This window comes from Methylorubrum sp. Q1, from assembly GCF_004683995.1.
GTDB lineage: Bacteria > Pseudomonadota > Alphaproteobacteria > Rhizobiales > Beijerinckiaceae > Methylobacterium.
Window position 1 is genome coordinate 111182 of the sequence record NZ_SRHQ01000007.1, and the last position, 26026, is coordinate 137207.

Genomic DNA, 26026 nt, shown 5'->3' on the forward strand with positions numbered 1-26026 from the left:
GGGCTCCGCCGAGAGCGTCACGCGAGCCAGTCGGGCAGGCGGTCGAGGCGGATCAGGTCGTCGTAGCTCGGGCGCGGGCGCACGATGGCCGAGCGGTCGCCGGTCACGAGCACCTCGGGCACGAGGCGGCGGCTGTTGTAGGTGCCGGCCTGGACCGCACCGTAGGCACCCGCGCTCATCACCGCGATGAGGTCGCCCGGTGCCACCATCGGCATCTCGCGCCCGAGGGCGAGATAGTCGCCGCTCTCGCAGACCGGGCCGACCACGTCCGCCGTCAGCCGGGGCGTGTCGGGAGCGGGCTCGCGCACCGGGCGCAGGGCATGGAACGCCTCGTAGAGCGTGGGGCGGATCAGGTCGTTCATCGCCCCGTCGACGATGACGAAGGTCTTCTCGTCCGTCGGCTTCACGTAGATCACGCGGGTGACGAGGATGCCGGCATTGCCGGCGATCATCCGCCCGATCTCGAAGACGGGACGCAGGCCGAGCGGCTGGAAATGCGGGCGCAGGATCGCGGCCAGAGCCGCCGGATCGGGCGGGGGCGCGTTGTCGTCGCGATAGGGAATGCCGAGGCCGCCGCCGAAATCGACGTGGTGCAGCCGGTGCCCGTCGGCGAGCAGATCGCGGGCCAGCTCGCAGAGCAGGCGCGCGGCGTTGTCGAACGGAGTCAGGTCGGTGATCTGGCTGCCGATATGCGCATCGACGCCGACGATCTCGAGACCCGGCAGACGGGCCGCCCCGGCATAGACCGTGCGAGCACGGGAGATCGGGATGCCGAACTTGTTGTCGGACTTGCCGGTCGAGATCTTGGCATGCGTCAGCGCATCGACATCCGGGTTCACGCGGATCGAGACCGGCGCCTTGCGCCCGCGCGCGGCGGCGACCTCGGACAGGGCGGCGAGTTCCGGCTCGCTCTCGACGTTGAAGCAGAGGATGTTCGCATCGAGCGCCGCGGCCATCTCCTCGCGGGTCTTGCCGACCCCGGAGAACACGATGCGCTCCCCCGGCACGCCTGCGGCCAGCGCCCGGCGCAATTCGCCCTCGGAGACGATGTCCATGCCCGCACCCTGGCGCGCGAGGGTGGCGAGCACCGCCTGGTTCGAGTTCGCCTTCATGGCAAAGCACACCAGCGCATCGTCGCCCGCGAAAGCCTCGGCGAAGACGCGGTAGTGCCGCTCCAGGGTGGCGGTGCTGTAGCAGTAGAACGGCGTGCCGACCTCCTCGGCCAGCGCGGTCAGATCGACGTCCTCGGCGTGGAGGCGCCCGTCCCGGTAGTGGAAGTGGTGCATGTCAGGAGAATCCGCCGCCGCGCCCGCCGGATGGGGATCGGCGCATCCGAATGCCCCCGCGCGCGGTGCGCTGTCTACGTGTCTCTCGCAAAACTCCCGCTGCACCGGAATGCCCGCAGGGGGAGGATCGACGATCGGAAGTTCTGTACCCCTCTCGAACCGGAGCCTTGCCTCGGTACGGGCGCGCTCCGGCGGCCCGCTACAGAAGCGGATCGAGGATGAACGGCTCCTTGGGGATCCGGTAGCCGCGCTTGGATCCGCGGGAGGTCGTGACCGGAACGCCGTCGCCGCCCGCCGGGATCGCCGCGGCACTCAGTTCGTCGCCCGCCTGCACGGCTTCCGGATCGGGGGCCGCGCCGCGATCGCCCACGGAGACCGTGCTGCCCGGCAGGCTCCGCGCCGAGGCGGGAACGCCGGGCCGCGTCCCCGGAGCGGTCTCGGAGAGGGCCGCATTCGGCGGCTCCAGGCTGCCGCGCCGGCCACAGGCCGTGCAGGCCAGGGTGAGGCCGAGCGCGATCAGGATCGAGAGGCGGGCGGAAGGGGCGGGCATCGGTGTTTCCGGCGGTCTTTCCGGCTGGGCGGCGCTAGCTTAGCCGTTGGAGCCTCGCCCCGAAAGGTAGGCCGCAACGTCTCGGGCGGGACGACGCGCGAGACAGGGGAGGCCCGGTGCGCACCCGCTTCCGTCAGGTTCCCCCCGCGCGGTTGTCAGCTCTTCTTGTTGCCGCGCTGCGAATCCTTCGGCGGCGCGTAGGCGTCGATCGCCCGGCGGCAGTTTTCGGAGAGCTTGGCCCAGTTGGTCTTGAAGCACTGATCGGTGGCCGGATCGTCCGGGTCGAGATTGCCGCAATAGCTGAGGTAATCGCCGGTGCAGTACTTCTTGAGCGTCTCGTTGCCGCGCTTCGACTGCTGCGCCTGTGCCGGAGCAGCCAACACGGCGACCGCACCCGTGAGGGCGAGAACCAGAGGCGTCAGCTTCAAAGCCATGATGTTCGCTCGATCGCGGTTCGTGGGGAGAGATTCGTGAGAGGAGGTCCGGGCGCGATGATGCCCCCGCTTGTTCGAAACAAGGCGGGTCCGGGGCAAACGCAAGATGGTTCGGTGCTTACGGGCTCGTGCGGGACGCTGCAAGGGACGCTCGATGGGACAGGGGCAGAGTAGTCCCCCCGGCCGGCGCCGCTCGGTGCGTTTCAGCTCTCGGCGAGCGCAGGGGAGGTGGCCGAAAAGGCTCCGGCTTGGGGAAGGCGATCTTGAGGAAGGCGATCTTGGGGCAGGCGGTCTTGGGGCAGGCGGTCGTGCCGCACCAAGGCGTCGGCGACTTCGCTGATGCGGCGGCGCAGCTCGGCGGTGTCGTCGCTCCCGCGTGCGGCCAGCGCAGCCCGGGCCGCCGTCAATTCCGCGCGCAGCGCCTCGATCTCGGCCGCCGTGGAGGCGGGCCCGACGGTCTCGCCCTCGGCGCCCGACGGCGCGGTCGTGGCCTGCATCCGGCGCGTCGCCTTGAGATCGTCGAGGATCGCGCGGTGGGCCTCTTCCAGCGCGTGCAGGGTGGCGAGCCCCGTCTCGCCCTCGGCCCGCGCCGAAGCGAGGTCCCGGTCGAGCCCGGCGATGCGCTCGAGGGCGCGGGCCACCTCGGCCTCGCTGCGGATCCGGGCGGCGACCGCAGCCTCGGCCTCCATGGTGCGGGTCCCGATGGCGGCCATGTCGGCGTGGCGCCGGGCGGCGACCGCTTCGGCCTTCCGTTCCAGCCGCCGCTGCACGACGGCGAATTCCGCGCGTAGATGGTCGCGCTCGGCCACGACCTCGGACACGCTCACCGGCAGGGTCGCCTCGATCCGCCGCCGGGCGAGACGGCTGGCGCGGGCGCTCACGGTCGGCAGGATCGTCAGGGCGCACAGGCTCGCCAGCAGGAAGCCGAGCCCGAAGATCATCACGGTCTCGATCACGCAGGGGCCCTCACGCCGCCTCGGCCGGGCAGGTCCGGCCGCTGCGTCTTTTGCCCGTCTTGCCCGCGCGGAGGCAAGCGCCGTGTCTTCCCTCGGCCCTCAAGCGTCGGCGACCGCACCCGCGGGCGCTTGTCGCAGGGGGCGCCCTGCCCACTCTCTCCGAGCGACTGCACGGCGTCGGGCTGTGGCCGTTCGGGACAAGATCAGAACGGGTTCCAGGTCGGGCGGCCGGTGAATTTCAGGTAGCCGATATTGATGCCGAGCCGGGCGCCGACGCCGGAGCGGATCGGCACCACGACGATGCCGCCGTCGGTCACCGCCGTCATGCCGAAGCCGCCGATGAAGTAGGCCGAGCCGTCGACGCCGCCGAAGCGGCGGTAGAGGTCGCGCACGGCGGGCAGGTTGTAGACGAGCATCATGGTGCGCGCGCCGTCGCCGCCGACATCGAAGCCGAGCGTCGGCCCCTGCCAGTAGATCCGGCGCTGCCCGGCATTGCGGGTATAGAGCGTGCCCTCGCCGAAGCGCAGGCCGCCGACGATGGCGCCGGACGCCTCCTGGCCGAGGATGTAGCCGTTGGGCTCGCCCCAGCGCCGGGTCGCCTCCTCGACGGTCAGCGCGAGGCCGCGGGATACGCTGCCGAAGAAGCGGTGCCCGTTCTCGACCACCTCGGCGGCGCGGAACGAGTCCGGGCGCACGCCGTCGTCCTGATAGGCCAGAGCGGGGGCGGCCCCGGCCAGGAGGCCGCCGGACAGCCCGGCCGAGAGGCCGAGCAGGGCGGCGCGGCGGGTCGTACCCCCCGTTCGGATGGGATCGTGCGGCATGTCGGTCTCCCTACCGGCTCCCTTGGCCCGCCCTGATGCCCGCCCAGGCTTGCCCGGCGCGCAGGCGCTTCCCTGAACGGAAGCGGCATCGGATCGAGGCACGCAGGGAGCGCGCAGTCTCAGGTCCGATCAAGTCAAGTTTGGGTTAACGGGCGGTTAAGCAAGGCGGTCGTGCGGATGGCGGGAGACGCCCGATCCGGTCCCGTCGCGAATGCAATCTCGCCGATCCGTCGGAAACCGAGGCATGGTCGAAAGTCTCGCCGAACATTCGACGGGCGAGGTGAACGTGCGAAAGCGGCGCGCGCCGAAGGGCACCGCGGATGAGCGCGAGGGCTTCCGGGAATCGGACTCGGCTCGCCTTCGACTTCCCCCGGACGGCCATGGCTGCTGGCAAGAGGGGGGGACTCGATGGCACCGGCAAGGAGCCAACCGGTACGCCGTCACGCGTCCGAGATGCCGCGCGCGGCCTCAAACCGTCCCGTGAAACTCAGTCTATGGTGCGGGCTGCGGCCTTGCGCGGTGAGGCCGGCGAGGTGGGCGGCGGTGCCGTAGCCGGCGTTGCGCTCCCAGGCATAGGCCGGGTGGCGCGGGGCGAGCCGACGCATGATCTCATCGCGAAACGTCTTGGCGACGATGGAGGCGGCGGCGATCTGCGGCACGAGGCGGTCGCCGCCGATCACCGCACGGCAGCTCTGCGCCAGGCCGGGAATCGGATCGCGCCCATCCACCAGCACGGTCGCGTCGAGCCCGAGGCCCGTGACGGCCCGGCGCATGGCGTCGAGGGTCGCCCCGCGCACGTTCACCCGGTCCACCAACGCCCGCGAGCCCGCCGCGAGCGAGACCCGCGCATGCGCCCGGATCAGCGGGGTCAGCGCCTCGCGCACGGCACGGTCCAGGCGCTTGCTGTCGTCGAGCCGGGCCAGGATCTCCGGCGGGAAGGCGACGGGGTCGAACCACACGGCCGCCACCATCACCGGACCGCACAGGGCGCCGCGCCCGACCTCGTCGCAGCCGATCACCGCCGGATAGGTCGCGGCAAGCGCAGGATCGAACGGGCGTGGGGCTTTGACGGATTTCGGTCGAAGGGCCATGGCGCGGACCCTGGCATTCTCACGCTCCCCCGTCATCCCGGGGCAGGTAAGAGTGCCTCACAAAACTTCCGGTCTCCGACCGTTTTCGCCCTGGCAATGACGGCGCGGCGGGCGTTTTGTGAGAGGCACTCAAACCCCGCGGACAAGGGGGCGGCCCGACCATGAATCCGGCGACATCCGGTCGATCCTCGCGGAATGCCGGCCTCGCTCAGCCGGGGCGCGGCAGCGGGGCGCTGCTCGGATGGCGGGCGGAGCGCTGAACCGATCCGAGCGCGTGGGCGGTCGCGATGTTGTCGTAGAACTGGCGCGCACTCTCGGCCCAGGTGTAGCGCATCGCCTCCGCCCGGCAGCGCTCCCGCGGGATCGCGAGCGCGGTGAGCGCCGCCGCGCGCAGATCCGCATCGAGGGCGCCCGCGCCGGTGCCGCCGATCACGTCGAGGGGGCCGGTCACGGGATAGGCCGCCACCGGCAGGCCGGAGGCGAGCGCTTCGAGCAGCACGATGCCGAAGGTGTCGGTCAGGCTCGGGAACACGAAGGCGTCGGCACGCGCGTAGACCCGTGCCAGCGCCTCGCCGGTGAGGGCGCCGAGGAAGTGCGCGTCCGGCGCCAGCGCCTGGAGCCGCGCCCGGTCCGGCCCGTCGCCGACCACGACCTTGGAGCCCGGCAGATCGAGGCTGAGAAAGGCGGCGAGGTTCTTCTCGACCGCGAGCCGGCCGACCGAGAGGAAGATCGGCCGCGGCAGATCGGGAAAGGGGTTCGCCCCGGCCTCACCGTCACGGGGGCGGAAGAGGTCGGTGTCGACGCCGCGCGTCCAGCGCATCAGGTGGGTGAAGCCGCGCCCCGCCAGCTCCCGTTCGAGGGAGGGCGTGCTGACCATGGTGCCGCTCGCCGCGGCGTGGAAGCGGCGCAGCCACGCATAGCTCCAGGCCTCCGGCACGGGCGCGCGGGCGGCGAGGTATTCGGGAAAGCGGGTGTGGTAGCTCGTGGTGAAGGCCTGTCCCCGCGACAGGCAGGCGGCGCGCACCGCGTGGCCGATCGGGCCTTCCGTGGCGATGTGCACATGGGTCGGCGCGAGCCGCTTCCAGCGCGACAGCACCCGGCCGCGGGTGACCAGCGAGAGCCGGATCTCGCGGTAGCCCGGCATCGGCAGGGAGGGGAAGTCGGCCGGCGTCAGCATCAGCGGCTCGACGCCGAGGCCGGCCGCGGCCTCGGCCATGCGCTCGACGGAGCGCACCACACCGTTGACCTGCGGGTGCCACGCATCGGTGGCGAGCAGCAGCCTCATGCGGGTCTCGTCTGTCCGTGAGGGGGCGGGGCGTCATCCCGAACGGCGGCCGCCGGCTTTCGGGAAAAGATGATGCAGAAACAAGAGCCTGAAGCGCCGTCCTGGATCCGATATCCAGGGCGACGCTCTAGGCGACAGCGCGGCGGATCTCGGGCTCGAAGGCCTCCGCCCCGCGGCGCTCGCGCAGCAGGGTCGGGTAGTGCAGCACCTCCATGCGGCCGTCGTAATGCTCGACGATGCCGGTGCAGGATTCCACCCAATCGCCGGTGTTGAGGTAGATCAGCCCCTCGACCTCGCGGTGGGCCGCATGGTGGATGTGGCCGCAGATCACCCCGTCCGCGCCCTGGCGCCGGGCTTCCGTGGCGAGGAAGGTCTCGAACTGCCCGATGAAGTTGACCGCGTTCTTCACCTTGAGCTTCGCCCAGGCCGAGAGCGACCAATAGGCGAGGCCGAGGCGGCGGCGCACCCGGTTGACCACGGTGTTGACGGTGAGCGCCGTGGTGTAGGCCCAGTCGCCCAGATGCGCGAGCCACTTGGAGTGGCGCACCACCATGTCGAACTGGTCGCCGTGGATGACGAGGTAGCGCTTGCCGTCGGCCGCGACGTGGATCCGGCTGTCGGCGATCTCGATGCCGCCGAAGGTCATGCCGATATAGTCGCGCAGGAACTCGTCGTGGTTGCCGGGCACGTAGACGACGTGAGCGCCTTTGCGCACCTTGCGCAGGAGCTTCTGCACCACATCGTTGTGGGCCTGCGGCCAGTACCAGCCGGAACGGAGCTGCCAGCCGTCCACGATGTCGCCCACGAGGTAGATCGTGTCGGCATCGACGTCGCGCAGGAAGTCGAGCAACAGGGCCGCCTGGCAGCCCTTGGTGCCGAGATGCAGATCGGACAAGAAGAGCGTCCGAACGCGGATGGTCGATTCCGGATCCTGTGACACTGGCGCCCTCGGCTCTTCACAACCGCACCGCGACGGGGGAGAGCCAAATCGCATTCCGATCTCAGTTTGATGACGGCGGGGTGCATCGTTCTGCCCCGCTTCCGCGCTTCGCGGTCTCCCCGGTTTCAGGCGCCGCGCCCACCCACGGCTCGCCGCAGACCCTCCCCGCGGCCGGTGCATGCAAAAATCTTTTTGTTTTTCGGTTCAGTTTTTTCCGTTTTCCATTCCCCGGCGGGGGAGGCATAACGGCAGCCAAGGTCATCCGCCGCGCGTGCCTCGTGCATGCGCAGCAGCACCCGACAGAGGTGTGGGAATGGCCGCGACGGATGGGAGCGCTGGACACTCAGCAGGAGCGCGCTTGAATGCGGCGCCGGGCTGACGTTATCGAGGGTTCGGTCCTTTGGAGGCGACCGGCGCGGCTGCACGCGCCGCGACGCGGACGGCACGACGGCCGCTTCGCCGCTCCGGGACGGTCAACGATCCGACATCGCAGTGGTACGGTCCCGGTCGGCGGAAGGCCTTTTGCGCGCGGCTTTGCGGTGGGACTGAACGACGTTTCGCGGCGGGCTTGCGCCCGCCATCAGGATCGGGCGGGATCGCGGCTGCGAAGGGCCGCTCTGCCCAGAACAATTCGATTGGAGGAAATTCTCATGGCGGCAACGAGACGTCCGGGACGCAACCACCTGTTCGTTCCCGGCCCGACCAACATCCCGGATCGGGTGATGCGCGCCATGATGGTGCAGTCCGAGGATCACCGCTCCGTCGATTTCCCGTCGCTGACGAAGCCGCTGTTCGAGGACACCAAGAAGGTGTTCGGCTCGACCGAAGGCACGATCTTCCTGTTCCCGGCCTCCGGCACGGGCATCTGGGAATCGGCGCTGAGCAACACGCTCGCCCGTGGCGACAAGGTGCTGGCCGCCCGTTTCGGCCAGTTCAGCCATCTCTGGATCGACATGGCCCAGCGCCTCGGCCTGGACGTGATCGTCCAGGAGGAGGAGTGGGGCACCGGCGCCAAGCCCGAGAAGATCGAGGAGGCCCTGCGCGCCGACAAGAACCATGAGATCAAGGCCGTCATGGTGGTCCATAACGAGACCGCGACCGGCGTGACCTCCAACATCGGCGCCGTGCGCAAGGCGATCGACGCCGCCGGCCACCCGGCGCTGCTGTTCGTCGACGGCGTGTCCTCCATCGGCTCGCTGCCCTTCAAGGCCGACGAGTGGAAGGTCGACTGCGCCATCGCCGGCTCCCAGAAGGGCCTGATGCTGCCCGCCGGCCTCGGCGTGATCTGCGTCAGCCAGAAGGCGCTCAAGGCCGCCGAGGGCCAGTCCGGCCGCAACGACCGGCTCGCCCGCGTCTACTTCGACTGGGAAGACCAGAAGAAGCAGAACCCGACCGGCTACTTCCCCTACACCCCGCCGCTGCCGCTGCTCTACGGCCTGCGCGAGGCGCTCGCCTGCCTGTTCGAAGAAGGTCTGGAGAACGTCTACCACCGCCACGCCGTGCTCGGTGAGGCGACCCGTCAGGCCGTCGCGGCCTGGGGCCTGAAGACCTGCGCCAAGTCGCCGGAATGGAACTCCGACACCGTCACCGCCATCCTGGCGCCCGAGGGTGTGGACGCGGCCAAGATCATCAAGCACGCCTATGTGCGCTACAACCTCGCACTCGGCGCCGGCCTGTCGCAGGTCGCGGGCAAGGTGTTCCGCATCGGCCATGTCGGCGACCTGAACGAGTTGTCCCTGCTCGGCGCCATCGCCGGTGCCGAGATGTCGCTCATCGACAACGGCGTGAACGTGACCCCCGGTTCGGGCGTTGCCGCCGCCTCCAGCTACCTGCGCGAGAATCCGCTCGCCAAGGCCTGATCTGAGCGCCTGATTTTTGGGGGCGACGCCGGTTCCAACGGCGCCGCTTCCGCTAGATGAGAAGGGCGCCCCGTGGAAACGTCCGGCTTGCCGGCGTTCCGCGGGAGACGCTTCGAGACAGGTGAGGAAACGAGGCCGGCGTCGGTGCCTCATGAAACGCCCGGTCACCGACCGTTCTCGCTCCGGCGACGACGGGACGGCAGGGGTTTTGTGAGAGACACGATTGCCCGCCGGTCGATCCGGAAGGGGCCCAGAATGACAAAGAAAGTCGTTTTCCTCGATCGCGAGTCGCTCGACGCGACCGTGCGCGCATTCAACTTTCCGCACGAGTACAAGGAATACGAGTCGACCTGGACGCCGGAGGAGATCGTCGAGCGCCTTCAGGGCGCCGAGATCGCGATGATCAACAAGGTGCCGATGCGCGCCGATACGCTGAAGCAGCTTCCCGACCTGAAGCTGATCGCGGTGGCCGCCACGGGCACGGACGTCGTCGACAAGGCCGCCGCGAAGGCGCAGGGCATCACGGTCGTCAACATCCGCAACTACGCCTTCAACACCGTGCCCGAGCACGTGGTGGGCCTGATGTTCGCGCTGCGCCGGGCGATCGTGCCCTACGCGAACTCCGTGCGCCGGGGGGATTGGAACAAGTCGAAGCAGTTCTGCTACTTCGATTACCCGATCTACGACATCGCCGGCTCCACGCTCGGCATCATCGGCTATGGGGCGCTCGGCAAGTCGATCGCCAAGCGCGCCGAGGCGCTCGGCATGAAGGTGCTGGCTTTCGACGTGTTCCCGCAGGACGGGCTCGTGGATCTCGAGACGATCCTGACCCAGTCCGACGTCATCACGCTCCACGTTCCGCTGACCCCCGACACCAAGAACATGATCGGGGCCGAGCAACTCAAGAAGATGAAGCGGTCCGCGATCCTCATCAACACGGCCCGCGGCGGGCTGGTGGACGAGGCGGCCCTGCTCCAGGCGCTCAAGGACGGCACCATAGGCGGCGCCGGCTTCGACGTCGTGGCCCAGGAACCCCCGAAGGACGGCAACATCCTCTGCGACGCCGATCTGCCGAACCTGATCGTCACCCCGCACGTGGCCTGGGCGAGCAAGGAGGCGATGCAGATTCTCGCCGACCAGCTCGTGGACAACGTCGAGGCCTTCGTCGCGGGCAAGCCGCAGAACGTCGTCGAGGCGTAGTCCCTACGGGTGTCCCACCTGAAAGCCTCATCTGAGGTACCGCAAAGCGGCCTCGAAGGATCCTCCGGGTCCCGCGCGCGCCCTGGAGCACCCTTCGAGGCTTGCTCTATGCTCCGGCACCCGAGGATGAGGACGAGGGTAGGGCATTCGAGTAAGCGAGATTTTCGGGCGTCGGGCCGCCGCAGCGCTCGGTGCCGAGCCATCTCTACGAAACGCGCCGTGCTCTCTCACCCGCGCGGTCCTCAAGCAGCCAGAGGCGAAATGACCAAAAAACTTCTCTTCCTGTTCGACACCGACGCGGTTCCGAGCGTGTTCGACACGGTCGTCGGCTACGACGGCGGGGCCGACCACATCACCGGCTACGGCAACGTGACGACGGACAATGTCGGCGCGCTCGTGGACGGCACGATCTACACCCGCGGCGGCTCGGAGAAGAAGTCGACCGCGATCTTCGTCGGCGGCGGCAACATGGCCGCGGGCGAGGCGGTGTTCGAGGCGGTGAAGAAGCGCTTCTTCGGCCCGTTCCGCGTCTCGACCATGCTCGACTCGAACGGCTCGAACACCACGGCCGCCGCAGGCGTCGCCCTCGTCGTCAAGGCGGCCGGCGGCTCGGTCCAGGGCAAGAAGGCGGTCGTGCTCGCCGGCACCGGCCCGGTCGGCATGCGCTCGGCCGCGCTGCTGGCCAAGGAAGGCGCCGAGGTGATCATCGCCGCCCGCCAGCAGGACCGGGCACAGGCGGCGGCGGATGCGGTCAACAAGCGCTTCGGCGTCAACGTGACGGCCGCCGCCACCCCGGACGAGGCCTCCCGCGTCGCCCTGGTGAAGGGCCAGAACCTGATCTTCTCGGCCGGCGCCATCGGTATCGAACTGCTGCCGGAATCCGGCTGGAAGGACGAGGCCTCGATCGAGATCGTTGCCGACTACAATGCCCAGCCCCCGCTCGGCTTCGGCGGCATCGACGCCATGGACAAGGCCAAGGAGCGCCACAGCAAGAAGAGCTTCGGCGCGCTCGGCATCGGCGGCCTGAAGCTCAAGCTGCACCGCGCCTGCATCGCCAAGCTGTTCGAATCGACCGAGGGCGTGTTCGACGCCGAGGAGATCTACGCGCTGGCCAAGGAAATGGCCTGACGCTCACAGCCTGAGAGGCGGCGCCGGCCTCCGTCGGCGCTGCCCACTGCAAGCAAGAACCGGACGGGGAGGGACCCATGGCCGCGAACGAGACGATCGAAACATTCCTCGACGGCCTGGCGAGCTCGGCCCCGACCCCCGGAGGCGGCGGTGCCGCCGCGATCTCCGGCGCCATGGGCGCGGCGCTGGTCTCGATGGTGTGCAACCTCACCATCGGCAAGAAGAAGTACGTCGAGGTCGAGGCCGACCTCAAGCAGGTGCTGGAGAAGTCGGAAGGCCTGCGCCGTACGCTCACCGGCATGATCGCCGACGACGTCGAGGCTTTCGACGCGGTGATGGGCGCCTACGGGCTGCCGAAGAACACCGACGAAGAGAAGTCCGCGCGTGCCCAAAAAATTCAGGAAGCGCTCAAGACCGCGACCGACGTGCCGCTCGCCTGCTGCCGCGTCTGCCGCGAAGTCATCGATCTGGCCGGGATCGTCGCCGAGAAGGGCAATCTCAACGTGATTTCGGACGCGGGCGTCGCGGTGCTCTCGGCCTATGCCGGCCTGCGCTCGGCGGCTCTCAACGTCTATGTCAACGCCAAGGGCCTGGACGACCGCGCCTTCGCCGAGGAGCGGCTGAAGGAACTGGAGGGCCTGCTGGCCGAGGCGGGCGCGCTCAACGAGCGGATCTACGAGGCCGTGAAGTCCAAGGTGAACTGAGCCGATCGCGCCTCCTGCCATCTTCGCGATCGAACGCGAGGCGGTTCAGGGGCGGGACGTTTCCGGACGGGGCTGAGCGCTCGATGGCGTCGGCTCGCTAGGACAGCGTGCGGATGCCCGCCGTCCGACCCTGTGTCTCAGGAGCCGCGAAGCGGCCTCGAAGGATCCTCCAGGGATCGCGCGGCCGCCGCAGCACCCTTCGAGGCCGACGCTTCGCGCCGGCGCCTCAGGATGAGGAGGCGGATCGGACGAGCGTTGCTATGCTCCGTCCCCACCCGGGACGATTCGCAGTTTGGAAGCCCGCTAAGTCACTGACGGGCAAGCAAACTGAAGCACTACAAAAGAAAAAATTGAGAGCTGACCCGCTTCCCGAAAAGTAATTTTTCCGCGAAGGTCGGCCCAACAAGAACGACGGAAACGCGAAGGAGGTCTCGATGGACGTTCACGAGTACCAAGCCAAGGAGCTGCTCGCGAGCTTCGGGGTCGCCGTCCCGAAGGGCGCCGTGGCCTTCAGCCCGGATCAGGCGGTCTACGCGGCGACCGAGCTCGGCGGCTCGTTCTGGGCGGTGAAGGCGCAGATCCATGCCGGCGCCCGCGGCAAGGCGGGCGGGATCAAGCTCTGCCGGACCTACAACGAAGTGCGCGACGCCGCCCGCGACCTGCTGGGAAAACGTCTCGTGACGCTCCAGACCGGCCCCGAGGGCAAGCCGGTGCAGCGCGTCTACGTCGAGACCGCCGATCCGTTCGAGCGTGAACTCTATCTCGGCTACGTCCTCGATCGGAAGGCCGAGCGCGTCCGCGTCATCGCCTCCCAGCGCGGCGGCATGGATATCGAAGAGATCGCCGCCAAGGAGCCGGAGGCCCTGATCCAGGTCGTGGTCGAGCCGGCCGTCGGCCTGCAGCAATTCCAGGCCCGCGAGATCGCGTTCCAGCTCGGCCTCAACATCAAGCAGGTCTCGGCCGCGGTGAAGACCATCATGAACGCCTATCGGGCGTTCCGCGACTGCGATGGCACCATGCTGGAGATCAACCCGCTCGTCGTCACCAAGGACGACCGGGTGCTGGCACTCGACGCCAAGATGTCCTTCGACGACAACGCTCTGTTCCGCCGCCGCAACATCGCGGACATGCACGACCCGTCCCAGGGCGATCCCCGCGAGGCCCAGGCCGCCGAGCACAATCTCAGCTATATCGGGCTGGAGGGTGAGATCGGCTGCATCGTCAACGGCGCGGGCCTGGCCATGGCGACCATGGACATGATCAAGCACGCAGGCGGTGAGCCGGCGAACTTCCTGGATGTGGGCGGCGGTGCCAGCCCGGATCGCGTCGCCACGGCCTTCCGCCTCGTCCTCTCGGACCGCAACGTGAAGGCGATCCTCGTCAACATCTTCGCCGGCATCAATCGCTGCGACTGGGTCGCGGAGGGCGTGGTCAAGGCCGCGCGCGAGGTGAAGATCGACGTGCCGCTCATCGTACGGCTCGCCGGCACGAACGTCGATGAAGGCAAGAAGATCCTCGCCGAGAGCGGGCTCGACCTCATCACCGCCGACACCCTTACGGAAGCCGCGCGCAAGGCTGTCGAAGCCTGCCACGGCGCCAAGCACTGACGAACGGGGGAGGAATCACGCCATGAGCATTCTCATCGACGAGAAGACCCCGATCCTGGTCCAGGGTATCACGGGCGACAAGGGCACCTTCCACGCCAAGGAAATGATCGCCTACGGCTCCAACGTCGTCGGCGGCGTCACCCCGGGCAAGGGCGGCAAGACCCATTGCGGCGTGCCGGTGTTCAACACGGTCAAGGAGGCCGTGGAGGCGACCGGCGCCACCACCTCGATCACCTTCGTGGCGCCCCCCTTCGCGGCGGACGCGATCATGGAGGCGGCCGATGCCGGGCTCAAGCTCGTCTGCTCGATCACCGACGGCATCCCCGCTCAGGACATGATGCGGGTGAAACGCTACCTCCGGCGCTATCCGAAGGAGAAGCGCACGATGGTGGTCGGCCCGAACTGCGCCGGCATCATCTCGCCCGGCAAGTCGATGCTCGGCATCATGCCCGGCCACATCTACCTGCCGGGCAAGGTCGGCGTCATCTCGCGCTCGGGGACCCTGGGCTACGAGGCCGCCGCGCAGATGAAGGAACTCGGGATCGGCATCTCGACCTCGGTCGGCATCGGCGGCGACCCGATCAACGGCTCCTCCTTCCTCGACCACCTCGCCCTGTTCGAGCAGGATCCCGAGACGGAAGCCGTGCTGATGATCGGCGAGATCGGCGGGCCGCAGGAGGCCGAAGCCTCGGCCTGGATCAAGGAGAACTTCTCCAAGCCCGTGATCGGCTTCGTGGCGGGCCTCACCGCCCCCAAGGGCCGCCGCATGGGGCATGCCGGAGCGATCATCTCGGCGACCGGCGACAGCGCCGCAGAGAAGGCCGAGATCATGCGCTCCTACGGCCTGACCGTGGCGCCCGATCCGGGCTCCTTCGGCAGCACCGTGGCCGACGTGCTCGCCCGCGCGGCGTGAGGCACTCTCCGTCGGCGGCGCTTCTCCTATCCGACGCCTCACCCTGAGGTGCCGCGACGCGGCCTCGAAGGGTCCTCCAGATCGCGTGCGATTCCTGGAAGATCCTTCGAGGCTTCCGCTCCGCTCCAGCACCTCAGGATGAGGGTGAGGGTTGGGGCAAACACGCACGAGGTCTCCATTCCGGCCTGCGGAGAGGAAGCGCCCCGACGATCGAATCCATCTGCCCGCCCGAAGGCATCAGCCTGCGGAACTCCGAAAAGAGAACCTCGCCAGGGGGGATCCCATGACCAAGACGCTGCACGCCCGGCCGTCAGCCGCGACCGACACGACCTTCGCGCCGCCGATCATCACCGGCACGGCCACCGAGGACGCCCTCGACATCCTGTTCCACGCCCTGCTCGACGTGGCCCGCCGCCACGAGCCCGAGCTGGAGGACGTGCTGCATGGCCGCGCCGACATCTCCTCCTTCACGCCGGAGATGCTGGCGCGCGCGCTTCAGGTGCAGGGCATCTGGTTCCAGCTCGTCTCGATCGCGGAGCAGAACGCGGCCATGCGCCGCCGCCGCCACGTCGAGCGCGACCAGGGCCGCGAGGCGCTGAACGGCTCCTTCGCCAAGGTTCTGGCCGAGGCCTCCGCCCGGGGCATCGGCCCGCAGCGGATCCACGCGCTGCTCAAGGACCTGCGCATCCGCCCGACCATCACCGCGCATCCCACCGAGGGCAAGCGCGTGACGGTGCTGGAGAAGCTGCGCCGGATCTACCTCGTGCTGCGCGAGCTGGAACTGCCGCGCTGGACCGAGCGCGAGCGCAACGGCCTGATGAACGAGCTGCGCGACCAGATCGAGCTGATCTGGATGACGGGTGAGCTGCATCTGGAGAAGGCCACCGTCGAGCGCGAGGTCGCCTGGGGCCTGCACTTCTTCGACGAGACCCTGTTCGAGATGCTGCCCGAGATGCTGCTCTCGCTCGAAGAGAGCCTCGCGCAGTACTATCCCGACGAGACCTTCGAGGTGCCGCCGTTCTTCCAGTTCGGTAGCTGGATCGGCGGCGACCGCGACGGCAACCCCTACGTCACGGCGAGCGTGACCCGCGAGACGCTCCAGCGCAACGCGCTGGCATCGCTCCGTCGCTACCGCGATGGCATCACCCATCTCGGCCGGGTGCTCTCGATCACCGAGCGCTCGCTGCCGGTGCCCGAGACCTTCCGCAGCGAACTCGCGCACATGCTGGCCGAGTCCGGCGAGGCGCGGGCCATCGCCAACCGCAATCCCGGCGAAGCCTACCGCCAGTTCCTCTCCTGCGTGCTGCGCAAGCTCGAAGCGACGATCGCCCGCAACAAGGGCGCCCGCTCGGTCGGGCCGGATTATCCGAGCGCGGACGGGCTCATCAACGATCTGCGCACCCTCGAGAAGGGGCTGGCCGACGCCAAGTGCGGCGCGCTCGCCACCGACATCGTGCGGCCGGTGCGGCGGATGGTCGAGATCTTCCGCTTCTCGACCGTGCGGCTGGATCTGCGCGAGAACTCGACCCGCACCACCAAGACGCTGCACGCCCTGTGGAAGCTCCGCAACGGCGACCGCGAGCCGCCGGCGCTCGATTCCCCCGCCTGGAAGGAGTGGCTGCTCACCGAACTCGCCCGGCCGCGGACGCCGGAGACCTCGTTCGAGGACTTCGCCGACCGGCTGCCCGACGACGCGCGCGAGACGCTCGCCACCTTCGCCCTGGTCGGCGAGATGCGCGATACCCTCGACCGCGAGGCGTTCGGCGCCTTCATTCTGTCGATGACGCGCTCGACCGTGGACGTGCTCGGCGCCTACCTGCTGGCCAAGGAGGCCGGCATCTTCCTCGACGCGACCGGCACCGAGATCTGCCCGCTGCCGATCGTGCCGCTGTTCGAGACCATCGACGACCTGCGCGCCGCGCCGGCCATCATGAAGGAGCTGCTCGGCATCCCCGTGGTGCGCCGCTCCACCCGCTGGCAGGGCGGGGTTCAGGAAGTGATGATCGGCTACTCCGACTCCAACAAGGACGGCGGCTTCATCGCCTCGAACTGGGAGCTGTACAAGGCGCAGGTGCGGCTGACGACGCTCGGCAACCATCTCGGCGTGCCGATCGCCTTCTTCCACGGCCGCGGCGGCTCGGTCAGCCGCGGCGGCGTGCCGACCCATCGCGGCATCGCCGCCCAACCGCCGGGCTCGATCCAGGGCCGCTTCCGCATCACCGAGCAGGGCGAGGTCGTCTCGTTCAAATACGCCAACCGCGGCACCGCCGCCTACCAGATGGAGCTGCTGGCGGCCTCGGTGTTCGAGCACGCCCTGCTCTCGGAGGGCAACGGCAACGGCTCGCGCGCCGAGTTCGACGACGCCCTGGAAGCGCTCTCGGGCGCCTCGCGGGCGGCCTACGTCAATTTGCTCCAGGCCGAGGGCCTCGTCGATTACTTCCAGGCGGCGAGCCCGCTCGACGAGATCTCGCTGCTCAATATCGGCTCGCGCCCGGCCCGGCGCTTCGGCGCCAAGTCGCTCTCGGATCTGCGCGCGATCCCCTGGGTGTTCGCGTGGTCGCAGAACCGGCACGTCATCACCGGCTGGTACGGCGTCGGCTCGGGCCTGAAGAGCTTCATCGACGTGCGCGGCGAGGCGGGCGAAGCCCTGCTGAAGCGCCTGTTCCGGGATTGCCGGGTGTTCCGCCTCGTCCTCGACGAAGTCGAGAAGACGCTGCTGATGGTCGATCTCGAGATCGCCCGCGACTATGCCGGCCTCGTCGAGGACGAGGCCGTCCGCGCGCGCATCTTCGGCATGATCGAGGCGGAATACGCGCTGACGCGGGAAATGGTCCTGCGGGTGTCGGGCGACAGTGAACTCGCCCAGCGCTTCCCGCAATTCAGCGAACGCCTGCGCGGGCGGCTGCCGACCATCAATCAGGTCAGCCGCGAGCAGGTCGAGCTCCTGCGCCGCTACCGCAACGAGACCGACGAGGACAAGCGCGAGGCGGTGAAGTCCGCGCTGCTGCTGTCGATCAACTGCATCGCCGTCGGCTTCGGCGCGACTGGATAATGCATACAATCTCGGCGACGTGTTCCGGGCCCGGCTGGACGGCCGGCCCGGGCGCGCGAGATAGAACATCGTCCCGAAAGGTGGCCGCCGGCTTTCGGAAAAGGACGATGCTTTTCAAGTGCGGCACGTGTCTCCCACGCGTGACCACGCGCACGACAAGACGGTCTCACAGAACGGAGGATTCCCGATGAGCTTCACCCTGATTCAGCAGGCCACCCCGCGCCTGCACCGCTCGGAACTCGCGGTTCCCGGCTCCAACCCGACCTTCATGGAGAAGTCGGCCGCCTCGAAGGCCGATGTGATCTTCCTCGACCTCGAGGACGCGGTCGCGCCCGACGACAAGGAGCAGGCCCGCAAGAACATCATCCAGGCCCTCAACGACCTGGATTGGGGCAACAAGACCATGATGATCCGCATCAACGGTCTCGACACCCACTACATGTACCGGGACGTGGTCGACATCGTCGAGGCCTGCCCGCGCCTCGACATGATCCTGATCCCCAAGGTCGGCGTGCCGGCCGACGTCTACGCCATCGACGTGCTGACGACGCAGATCGAGCAGGCCAAGAAGCGCGAGAAGAAGATCGGCTTCGAGGTGCTGATCGAGACCGCGCTCGGCATGGCCAATGTCGAGGCGATCGCGACCTCCTCCAAGCGCCTTGAGGCGATGTCCTTCGGTGTCGCCGACTACGCCGCCTCCACCCGCGCCCGCTCCACCGTGATCGGCGGCGTCAACGCCGATTACTCGGTGCTCACCGACAAGGACGAGGCCGGCAACCGCCAGACCCACTGGCAGGATCCGTGGCTGTTCGCCCAGAACCGGATGCTGGTCGCCTGCCGTGCCTACGGCCTGCGCCCGATCGACGGTCCCTTCGGCGACTTCTCCGATCCGGACGGCTACACCTCGGCCGCCCGCCGCTGCGCCGCGCTCGGCTTCGAGGGCAAGTGGGCGATCCACCCCTCGCAGATCGATCTCGCCAACGAGGTGTTCACCCCCTCCGAGGCCGAGGTCACCAAGGCCCGCCGCATTCTGGAGGCCATGGAAGAGGCCGCCAAGGCCGGCCGCGGCGCCGTCTCGCTCGACGGCCGCCTCATCGACATCGCCTCGATCCGCATGGCCGAGGCGCTGATCCAGAAGGCCGACGCGATGGGCGGGAAGTGATCTCTTTCCACCGGTAGAACGGAGGATGGCCGGGTTCGCCCGGCCATTTTCTTTTGGCCCATCGCCCGGAGCCGGCCATCGCTGTCGCGTGGCGGCGGCTCGTCCGATGGAGAGAGCCGGATCAGCGCCCCGCCGGCATCACGCCGCCCGCACGGCCGCGATCGCTTCGATCTCGATCATCGCCTCTGGATCATAGAGCGCCTTCACCTCCGCGATCGTGTCGGCGGGGTAGGGAGCCGAAAAGAACCGGCGGCGCAGTTCGACCACATCCGGGAAGTGACCCATGTCGGTCACGAAGATCGTCACCTTGACGACGTCCTTCAGGCTCGATCCGCCGGCCTCCAGGGCGCGGCGCAGGTTGGCGAAGGCCTGTTCGCCCTGGGCCCGGAAACCGCCCGCGACGATCCGGCCATCGTCGCCCGCGCCTGCCTGGCCGGAGATGAAGAGCAGGTTGCCGTAGCGGATGCCCTGAGAGAGCAGGAAGGGCGCGTAGTTGTCGGGCTCGGTGATCACTTGTTCCAGCATCGTCCTGCTCCTTCCTGGGGTCGGATGGCGTTCGGTCCGCCGCCCGCGGGCTCGCGTTTCAGAGTGCCTCACAAAACTCCCGGTCTCTGACCGTTCTCGTTCTGGCGATGACAGCGCAGCGGGCGTTTTGTGAGAGACACTCAGGCGGCCAGCTCACTCGGCTTGATGTTGGCGATCGGCCCGAGGAGCGCGGGATCGAACGCGGCCACGTTCCGCGCGGTGCGGATGCGGTCGGGGAAATCCGGATTGGCGAGCGCGCCCTTGCCGAGCGCCACGAGGTCGGCCCCGGCTTCAAAAGTCTCCCGCGCCCTCGCCAGGTCGTGGAGGCCGCCATTCGCGATCAGGCGCATCTTCGGCGCGTATCGCCGCGCGAGGCCGACGAGGCTGTCGGAGACGCCCTCGAAGGCGGGCGCCCAGGCTTCGTGCTCGGTGACGTGGATGGCGTCGGCCCCCGCATCCGCGAGCGCGCCGAAGATGACCTCGGCGTCCCGTTCGCCCCCGGCCCATTTGTGGGCGAAGTCGTTGACCTTGCCCTGCGAGATCCGAACGCCGACCGGCACCCGCCCGCCGACCTTCGCCCGCACGGCGCCGAACACCGCCAGCAGGAACGCGACGCGCCGGGACGCATCGCCGCCCCAGCGATCCGTCCGCCGGTTGCTGTGATCGGTCATGAACTGGTCGATGAGGTAGCCGTTCGCGCCGTGGATCTCGATGCCGTCGAAGCCGGCCTCGCCGACGGCCCGGCCGGCCGCATCGGCGAAACCTTGCACGGCGTCGGCGATGGCCTCCTCGGTCATGGCGCGCGGCGTCGGATAGGGACCTTGCCCGTAATAGAACGCCATCTGCTGGCCCCGGGGCTGAACCGCCGAGGGGCCGAGGGTGCCGTCGCGGAAGCGGTTGCCCTGGCTGATCGCGCCCGCATGCATCAGCTGCGCGACGATGCGCGCTCCGTGACGGTGGGCGGCCTCCACGACCGGGCGCCACGCGTGCGCCTGCGCCGCGTCGGTGAGGCCAGGCTGATGCTGGTAGCCCTGGGCGAAGGCCCGGTCGGTGTAGAGGCCCTCGGTGATCAGGAGGCCGAAGCCGCCGCGGGCGAAGCGTTCGTAGTAGCGCGCCATCTCCGCCGTCGCGCTCCCGTCCTCGGTCGCGCTCACCCGGGTCATCGGCGCGACCGCGAAGCGATTGCGCAGCGCGACGCCGTTTATATCGATAGGCGTGAAGAAGGGATCGTGGCTCGTGCTCATTGCGGTCTCCGCCTCGACGCTCTCCTGTCCGTCCGGAAGATTTCCGTACGAGGGAGCGGCCGGCGTATTGCGCCGGTGTCTATCCCGAGGTAGCGGCCGCCGCCGATACGCGGTAGCGCGGCTGGACGATAAGGATCTTATCGCCCCATGATATGACGATGGATCTGTCCGACGTCGCCCTGTTCTGCTCGATCGTCACGACCGGCAGCCTGTCGGCCGCCGGGCGGCTGTCGGGACACTCGCCGATGGCGGTCAGCCGCCGCCTCGCCGGGTTGGAAGCGGAACTCGGAGTCCGCCTCCTGCATCGCACGACCCGAGCGGTCGCCCTGACCACGGACGGCGAGACCTTCCTCCCCTTCGCGAGAGCGATGCTCGAAGCGCGGGAGGCCGCGGCGGCGTTGTTCGTCGAGCGCCACGAAGGCTTGAGCGGCGTCCTGCGCGTCACGGCGCCCAACCGGATCGGGCGGGCGCTCGTCGTGCCGCTTGCCGTTCGTCTGATGGCCGAGAACCCGCTGCTGCAGGTGGACCTGACCTTCAGCGACAGCATCGTGGACATCGTCGCCTCGGGGATCGACGTCGCGTTGCGCGTGGCCACCCTGCAGACATCAGATCTCGTCGCCGTCCGGTTGGCCGACAACCCGCGCATTCTCTGCGCCGCCCCGAGCTACCTGGCCGCTCGCGGAAGCCCGCAGAGGCTCGCGGAGATCGATGACCACGCCTGCCTGACGCTGCATGCGATGGATGCGTGGCCGTTCCGCCGAGACGGGCGGCCCTTCACCAAACGAGTCGGCGGTCGCCTGGCGGCCAACAGCGTCGACGCCGTGCGCGAAGCCTGCCTCGCCGGGGCCGGCCTCGCCCTGCTGACCTATTGGGACGTGGCTCAGGACCTCGCCGACGGCACCCTGGTCGCACTGAACCTGACCGAGACCGAGCCCGAACTGCTGGCGATCTGGGCCGTCCTCCCGACGCGGCAGCACCTTCCGGCACGGGTGCGCCACTTCCTCGATGCGCTGAAGGCGGAGTTGGGCGCGGCCCCGGCTGTCTCCAGCGAGGGGGCCTAGCCGGACGCCCAGCGAAAGCGAGGAACGCCGCGTGCCACCGTCGCCATTCGCCGATGCGCCGCTACTTCCATCGCCGGGCCTCGGCCCGCTCGATGTTCTCACCCCGGAGTGGTGCGCATGACCGCGTTCGATGCCGACCTGCGGAGCCTCGCGGCTCAGACGACCCTCTCACGGCGCACCGTGATCGCCACGAGTCTCGCCACGGGCTTCGCGCTCGCCGCGCAGCCCGTCGCGGCCCAGACCACGATCACCACGGATACGAACGGCCTGATCGCCGGCGAGGTGAAGATTCCGACGCAGGACGGCGAGATCCCGGCCTACCGGGCCATGCCCGCCGAGGGCGGTCCCTTTCCGACGATCCTGGTCGTGCAGGAAATCTTCGGCGTCCACGAGCACATCAAGGATGTGTGCCGCCGGCTGGCCAAGCTCGGCTACTTCGCCCTGGCGCCGGAACTCTATGCCCGACAGGGCGACGTCTCGGCGCTGACCAACATTCAGCAGATCGTGAGCGAGGTCGTCTCAAAGGTACCCGACGCGCAGGTCATGAGCGACCTCGATGCGGCGGTCGCCTTCGCCAAGAGCACGGGCAAGGCCGACACGGCCCGCCTCGGGATCACCGGCTTCTGCTGGGGCGGGCGCATCACCTGGCTCTACGCCGCGCACAATCCGGGCGTGAAAGCGGGCGTGGCGTGGTACGGGCGGCTCGTGGGCGATAGCTCGGCCCTGACGCCGAAGCATCCGGTCGATGTCGCCGCCGACCTCAAGGCGCCGGTGCTCGGCCTCTACGGCGGGGCCGATCAGGGCATTCCGGTCGCCACGATCGACCGGATGAAGGAGGCCTGCCGGGCCGCCGGCAAGACCTGCGATTTCGTCGTCTATCCCGAGGCACCGCACGCCTTCCATGCCGATTACCGTCCGAGCTACCGCGCGGAGCCGGCACAGGACGGCTGGAAGCGGCTGCAGGACTGGTTCCGGCAGCACGGCGTCGCCTGAATCCGGCTCACTTGTCGTACTTGATGTAGGCGAAGCGCGGATCGGTCGGCGTCCCTTCGAGGGCGCCGCCCTCCGCGCCCGGCTGCCAGCCCACCACCTCCTCGATCTTCTTTGCCAGCGAAAAATCCTTCTCGGTGATGCCCTTGGCGGCGTGGTTCATCAGCCGGACCTCGACCCAGGCGTAGGAGGCGGTGATGTCGGGGTGGTGCCATGCGGCCTCGGCCAGATGGCCCACCGTATTGATGACCATCAGCGTGCTCTTCCACGAAGCGGTCTTGTAGGTGCGCCGGATCCAGCCCTCCTCCAGCCGCCAATGCGGCAGATCTTCCTTCAGCCGCCGCTCGACCGTCGCGTCGTCGAGGACGTCTTCGCGTGCTTGCGTCATCGTCTCACTCCCATCCGATACGGTGAAAACCTGCGTCGGGACGGGCGGCGGCGCAAGCCGGGATCGGTGGGAGCTTGACCCTTGAGCGGCGGCGGCCCGCATGTCGCAGCGGAAACGCTGGGACCGGCTGTGGACGGGGCGGAGGCGAGTCCCTATTAAAAAATTCAACAGAAACCTTCCGCCTCCGCCGGGGACGGAACGGCCTGACCGATAATTCATGAGGACGCCCATGCTGTCACGGCGCGGAATGCTCGCGACGGCGGCTCTGTCGCTGGCCGTGACGCTGCCGACGGGGCGCCGCGCGCAGGCGGCGGGCGAGACGTTCCGGCTCGGCGTGCTGCCTTTCGGCACCGCCGCCTGGGAGGCTGCCGTCATCAAGGCGCGCGGCTTTGATACGGCCAACGGCTTCACCCTCGATATCGTCAAGCTTGCCGGCAACGACGCCGCCCGCATCGCCTTTCTCGGCGGTCAGGTCGATGCCATCGTCGGCGACCTGATCTTCGCCGCCCGCCTCGGCAACGAGGGGCGGGGGGTGCGTTTCTCGCCCTACTCGACCACGGAAGGGGCACTGATGGTGCCCGCGGGAAGTCCGATCACGGATCTGAAGGGGCTTTCGGGCAAGCGGCTCGGCGTGGCGGGCGGTGCGCTCGACAAGAACTGGATCCTGCTGAGGGCACAGGGTCGCGAGACGGCGGGGCTCGACCTCGAGAACGTCGCGCAGATCGCCTACGGCGCGCCGCCGCTGCTGGCGCAGAAGCTGGAGACCGGCGAACTCGACGCAGCTCTGCTCTACTGGCAGTTCTGCGCCCGTCTCGAAGCCAAGGGCTTCAGGCGGCTGATCTCGGCGGACGACGTCATGCGGGCTTTTGGCGCCAAAGGCGCCGTCTCGCTGATCGGCTATCTCTACGAGGGCCACACCGTGGCCGACCGCGGCGAGGTGGTGCGAGGCTTCGCCCGCGCCTCGGCCGCCGCCAAGGACGCGCTCGCGAACGAGCCGGCCCTGTGGGAGACGGTCCGCCCGCTGATGGCGGCGGAGGACGACGCCACCTTCGCCACGCTCAAGCGCGATTTCCTCGCCGGCATCCCGCGCCGGACCATCGCCGCCGAGCGCGCCGATGGCGAGCGCATCTATGCGGCGCTGGATCGGCTCGCGGGTGCGCAACTCCTCGGCGTGGGCAAGAGCCTGCCGCCGGACCTCTATCTCGACGCCTCGGGCAATGGCTGACGACGGCACGATGACGGTTCCGGTCCGCTGACCTTCCGCATGGCCCTGCTCGCGCGCCTCCTCTCCCTCGCCGTCCTTCTCGTCCTCTGGCAGGGCATCTCCGCCTATGCCGATACGCGGACCCTGCCGGCGCCGAGCGCGGTGTTCGCGTTCATCCTGCGCGAGGCGCAGAGCGGCAGCCTGTTCTTCAATGTCGGCGTCACGCTCGCCCGGGTCGCGGTCTCCTTCGTGATCGCCATGAGCCTCGGCGTGCTGCTCGGCATCGCCCTCGGCCGCTCGCGCCTTGCCGACCGGCTGCTCGATACGCCGCTTCTCGTCGTCCTCAACACGCCGGCCCTCGTCATCACGGTGCTGGCCTATGTCTGGCTCGGGCTGACCGAGACCGCGGCCATCGTCGCGGTGGCGCTCAACAAGCTGCCCAATGTCGCGGTGATCATGCGCGAGGGCGCCCGCGGCCTCGATCCGGGGCTGGAGGAGATGGCGACGACCTATCGCTTCGACCGGCGGACCTGGATCGCCCATGTGCTGCTGCCGCAACTCCAGCCCTTCATGGTGGCGGCGGCGCGCTCCGGCATCTCGCTCGCCTGGAAGATCGTGCTGGTGGTGGAACTATTGGGCCGTCCCAACGGGGTCGGCTTTGCCATCAACTACTACTTCACGCTCTTCGACGTCACCGCGGTGATCGGCTACAGCCTCGTCTTCATGAGCGTGATGCTCGCCCTCGACTCCCTCCTCCTCCAGCCCCTCGACGCCCATGTCCGCCGCTGGCGCTGAACCCGGCGCCGAGACCGCGCCGCTGCTGACGGTGCGCGTGGACCGCAAGGTCTACCGCAAGCGTGGCCGCAAGGCGCGCACCGAGGCCGTCGAAGCGGTGCGTGGCCTCGCCTTCGAACTCCATGCCGGCGAGATCACCTGTCTGATCGGGCCTTCGGGCGCGGGCAAGACCACGACACTGCGCATCCTCCTCGGCCTCGACCGCGACTTCGAGGGCAGCGTGACGCCCGAGCCCTCCCAGGCCGGTATCGCGATGGTGTTTCAGGATCCGCGCCTGCTGCCCTGGCGCACCATCGAGCAGAACGTGCGGCTCGGCCTGCCGCGCGAGCGCCGGGCGCGCGACCTCGACGGCCTGTTCGCGTCGCTCGGGCTCGCAGCATGGCGCGCACACTATCCCGGCGCGCTGTCGCTCGGGATGCAGCGCCGGGTGGCGCTGGCACGGGCGCTGGCGCTGGAGCCGCGCATCCTCGTTCTCGACGAGCCCTTCGTCTCCCTGGACGACGCGGCCGCCGCATCCCTGCGGGCGCTGGTGGTCGAAGCGGTGGCCGGCTCGGGCACGAGCGCGTTGATGGTGACGCACAACGTCGCCGAGGCCATCGAGATCGCCGACCGTCTGCTGTTGGTCTCGCCCCGCCCCGCCCGGCTGCTGGCGAGCCTGCCCCTCGACCGGCCGCGCGGCGAGCGGGACCGGCCTTGGGCCGACGCGACCCGCCGGGGTCTCGCCGCCCGCTTTCCCGGCATCGTCGCTCAGTAGAATCACGCCCCAGAGAATCGCGCGCTGCTCAAGCCGCAGGCGCGTCGAAGGCTCATCGGAGGCTATCGCAGCCCCTC

At 69.0% G+C, this 26026-nt stretch carries 24 protein-coding genes; 13 read left to right on the forward strand and 11 right to left on the reverse strand.

Features of this window, described 5'->3' with window-relative positions; all coding sequences use genetic code 11:
• Window positions 1-17: 17 nt before the first annotated feature.
• From lysA to E4V01_RS08995, 8 genes are all read right to left on the reverse strand, one after another.
• Window positions 18-1286, reverse strand: a complete 1269-nt coding sequence (gene lysA / locus E4V01_RS08960; RefSeq protein WP_135298117.1) for a diaminopimelate decarboxylase — start codon at window positions 1284-1286, stop codon at window positions 18-20.
• A gap of 199 nt (window positions 1287-1485) precedes the next feature.
• Entirely contained in the window at window positions 1486-1836 is a 351-nt protein-coding gene (locus E4V01_RS08965) for a hypothetical protein (protein ID WP_060769418.1), read from the reverse strand.
• A gap of 155 nt (window positions 1837-1991) precedes the next feature.
• Window positions 1992-2270 carry a hypothetical protein gene (locus E4V01_RS08970; protein ID WP_003597646.1) on the reverse strand — a complete coding sequence of 93 codons (279 nt, stop codon included), beginning with the start codon at window positions 2268-2270 and terminating at the stop codon, window positions 1992-1994.
• Between the two features lie 203 nt (window positions 2271-2473).
• Window positions 2474-3211: a hypothetical protein gene (locus tag E4V01_RS08975; protein ID WP_135298176.1), complete on the reverse strand. Its 738-nt coding sequence runs from the start codon at window positions 3209-3211 to the stop codon at window positions 2474-2476.
• A 218-nt stretch (window positions 3212-3429) separates the two neighbouring features.
• A complete protein-coding gene (locus tag E4V01_RS08980) occupies window positions 3430-4047 on the reverse strand; it encodes a DUF1134 domain-containing protein (protein ID WP_060769419.1) in 618 nt (205 codons plus the stop codon).
• 440 nt (window positions 4048-4487) lie between these two features.
• On the reverse strand, window positions 4488-5138 hold the full coding sequence (locus E4V01_RS08985) for a ribonuclease HII (RefSeq protein WP_135298118.1): 651 nt from the start codon (window positions 5136-5138) through the stop codon (window positions 4488-4490).
• A 208-nt stretch (window positions 5139-5346) separates the two neighbouring features.
• Window positions 5347-6423: a glycosyltransferase family 1 protein gene (locus E4V01_RS08990; protein WP_135298119.1), complete on the reverse strand. Its 1077-nt coding sequence runs from the start codon at window positions 6421-6423 to the stop codon at window positions 5347-5349.
• Window positions 6424-6550: 127 nt separating this feature from the next.
• Window positions 6551-7363 (reverse strand): UDP-2,3-diacylglucosamine diphosphatase, encoded by an 813-nt coding sequence (locus E4V01_RS08995; protein WP_135298120.1) that lies wholly within the window; start codon window positions 7361-7363, stop codon window positions 6551-6553.
• A 650-nt stretch (window positions 7364-8013) separates the two neighbouring features.
• Here E4V01_RS08995 and E4V01_RS09000 point away from each other — a divergent pair.
• From E4V01_RS09000 to E4V01_RS09035, 8 genes are all read left to right on the forward strand, one after another.
• On the forward strand, window positions 8014-9222 hold the full coding sequence (locus E4V01_RS09000; protein ID WP_060769423.1) for an aminotransferase class V-fold PLP-dependent enzyme: 1209 nt from the start codon (window positions 8014-8016) through the stop codon (window positions 9220-9222).
• A gap of 255 nt (window positions 9223-9477) precedes the next feature.
• Window positions 9478-10422: a D-2-hydroxyacid dehydrogenase gene (locus tag E4V01_RS09005; RefSeq protein ID WP_060769424.1), complete on the forward strand. Its 945-nt coding sequence runs from the start codon at window positions 9478-9480 to the stop codon at window positions 10420-10422.
• Between the two features lie 261 nt (window positions 10423-10683).
• Window positions 10684-11550, forward strand: coding sequence for an NADP-dependent methylenetetrahydromethanopterin/methylenetetrahydrofolate dehydrogenase (locus tag E4V01_RS09010; RefSeq protein WP_135298121.1), 867 nt, complete (start codon window positions 10684-10686; stop codon window positions 11548-11550).
• Window positions 11551-11627: 77 nt separating this feature from the next.
• On the forward strand, window positions 11628-12254 hold the full coding sequence (gene fchA, locus E4V01_RS09015) for a methenyltetrahydrofolate cyclohydrolase (RefSeq protein ID WP_060769426.1): 627 nt from the start codon (window positions 11628-11630) through the stop codon (window positions 12252-12254).
• A 434-nt stretch (window positions 12255-12688) separates the two neighbouring features.
• On the forward strand, window positions 12689-13861 hold the full coding sequence (locus E4V01_RS09020; protein ID WP_003597633.1) for a malate--CoA ligase subunit beta: 1173 nt from the start codon (window positions 12689-12691) through the stop codon (window positions 13859-13861).
• Between the two features lie 22 nt (window positions 13862-13883).
• Entirely contained in the window at window positions 13884-14774 is an 891-nt protein-coding gene (sucD, locus tag E4V01_RS09025; RefSeq protein ID WP_003597632.1) for a succinate--CoA ligase subunit alpha, read from the forward strand.
• Between the two features lie 283 nt (window positions 14775-15057).
• Entirely contained in the window at window positions 15058-17826 is a 2769-nt protein-coding gene (locus E4V01_RS09030; protein ID WP_135298122.1) for a phosphoenolpyruvate carboxylase, read from the forward strand.
• A gap of 187 nt (window positions 17827-18013) precedes the next feature.
• Window positions 18014-18988, forward strand: a complete 975-nt coding sequence (locus E4V01_RS09035; protein WP_003597628.1) for a CoA ester lyase — start codon at window positions 18014-18016, stop codon at window positions 18986-18988.
• Between the two features lie 138 nt (window positions 18989-19126).
• Here the strand turns inward: E4V01_RS09035 and E4V01_RS09040 are convergent, their stop codons facing one another.
• Together E4V01_RS09040 and E4V01_RS09045 are read right to left on the reverse strand one after the other, a co-directional pair.
• Window positions 19127-19513, reverse strand: coding sequence for a RidA family protein (locus tag E4V01_RS09040; RefSeq protein ID WP_135298123.1), 387 nt, complete (start codon window positions 19511-19513; stop codon window positions 19127-19129).
• Window positions 19514-19653: 140 nt separating this feature from the next.
• On the reverse strand, window positions 19654-20757 hold the full coding sequence (locus E4V01_RS09045) for an NADH:flavin oxidoreductase (RefSeq protein WP_135298124.1): 1104 nt from the start codon (window positions 20755-20757) through the stop codon (window positions 19654-19656).
• 158 nt (window positions 20758-20915) lie between these two features.
• On the opposite strand from E4V01_RS09045, the gene E4V01_RS09050 reads away from it, so the two are divergent.
• Window positions 20916-21818, forward strand: a complete 903-nt coding sequence (locus E4V01_RS09050; protein ID WP_245517478.1) for a LysR family transcriptional regulator — start codon at window positions 20916-20918, stop codon at window positions 21816-21818.
• Between the two features lie 117 nt (window positions 21819-21935).
• Complete coding sequence (locus tag E4V01_RS09055) at window positions 21936-22811, forward strand: dienelactone hydrolase family protein (protein ID WP_135298126.1); 876 nt, start codon at window positions 21936-21938, stop codon at window positions 22809-22811.
• Between the two features lie 7 nt (window positions 22812-22818).
• On the opposite strand, the gene E4V01_RS09060 is transcribed toward E4V01_RS09055, so the two are convergent.
• Window positions 22819-23196 (reverse strand): 4a-hydroxytetrahydrobiopterin dehydratase, encoded by a 378-nt coding sequence (locus E4V01_RS09060; RefSeq protein WP_135298127.1) that lies wholly within the window; start codon window positions 23194-23196, stop codon window positions 22819-22821.
• A gap of 229 nt (window positions 23197-23425) precedes the next feature.
• Here E4V01_RS09060 and E4V01_RS09065 point away from each other — a divergent pair, with 229 nt between their 5' ends.
• Genes E4V01_RS09065 through E4V01_RS09075 form a run of 3 tightly spaced genes read left to right on the forward strand, consistent with a single transcriptional unit; the run spans window position 23426 to window position 25949 of the window.
• Entirely contained in the window at window positions 23426-24421 is a 996-nt protein-coding gene (locus E4V01_RS09065) for an ABC transporter substrate-binding protein (RefSeq protein ID WP_135298128.1), read from the forward strand.
• A 39-nt stretch (window positions 24422-24460) separates the two neighbouring features.
• Window positions 24461-25195, forward strand: a complete 735-nt coding sequence (locus tag E4V01_RS09070) for an ABC transporter permease (protein ID WP_060769434.1) — start codon at window positions 24461-24463, stop codon at window positions 25193-25195.
• A complete protein-coding gene (locus E4V01_RS09075; RefSeq protein WP_135298129.1) occupies window positions 25176-25949 on the forward strand; it encodes an ABC transporter ATP-binding protein in 774 nt (257 codons plus the stop codon). The genes E4V01_RS09070 and E4V01_RS09075 overlap by 20 nt, the downstream gene beginning before the upstream one ends.
• The last annotated feature ends 77 nt before the right edge of the window (window positions 25950-26026 follow it).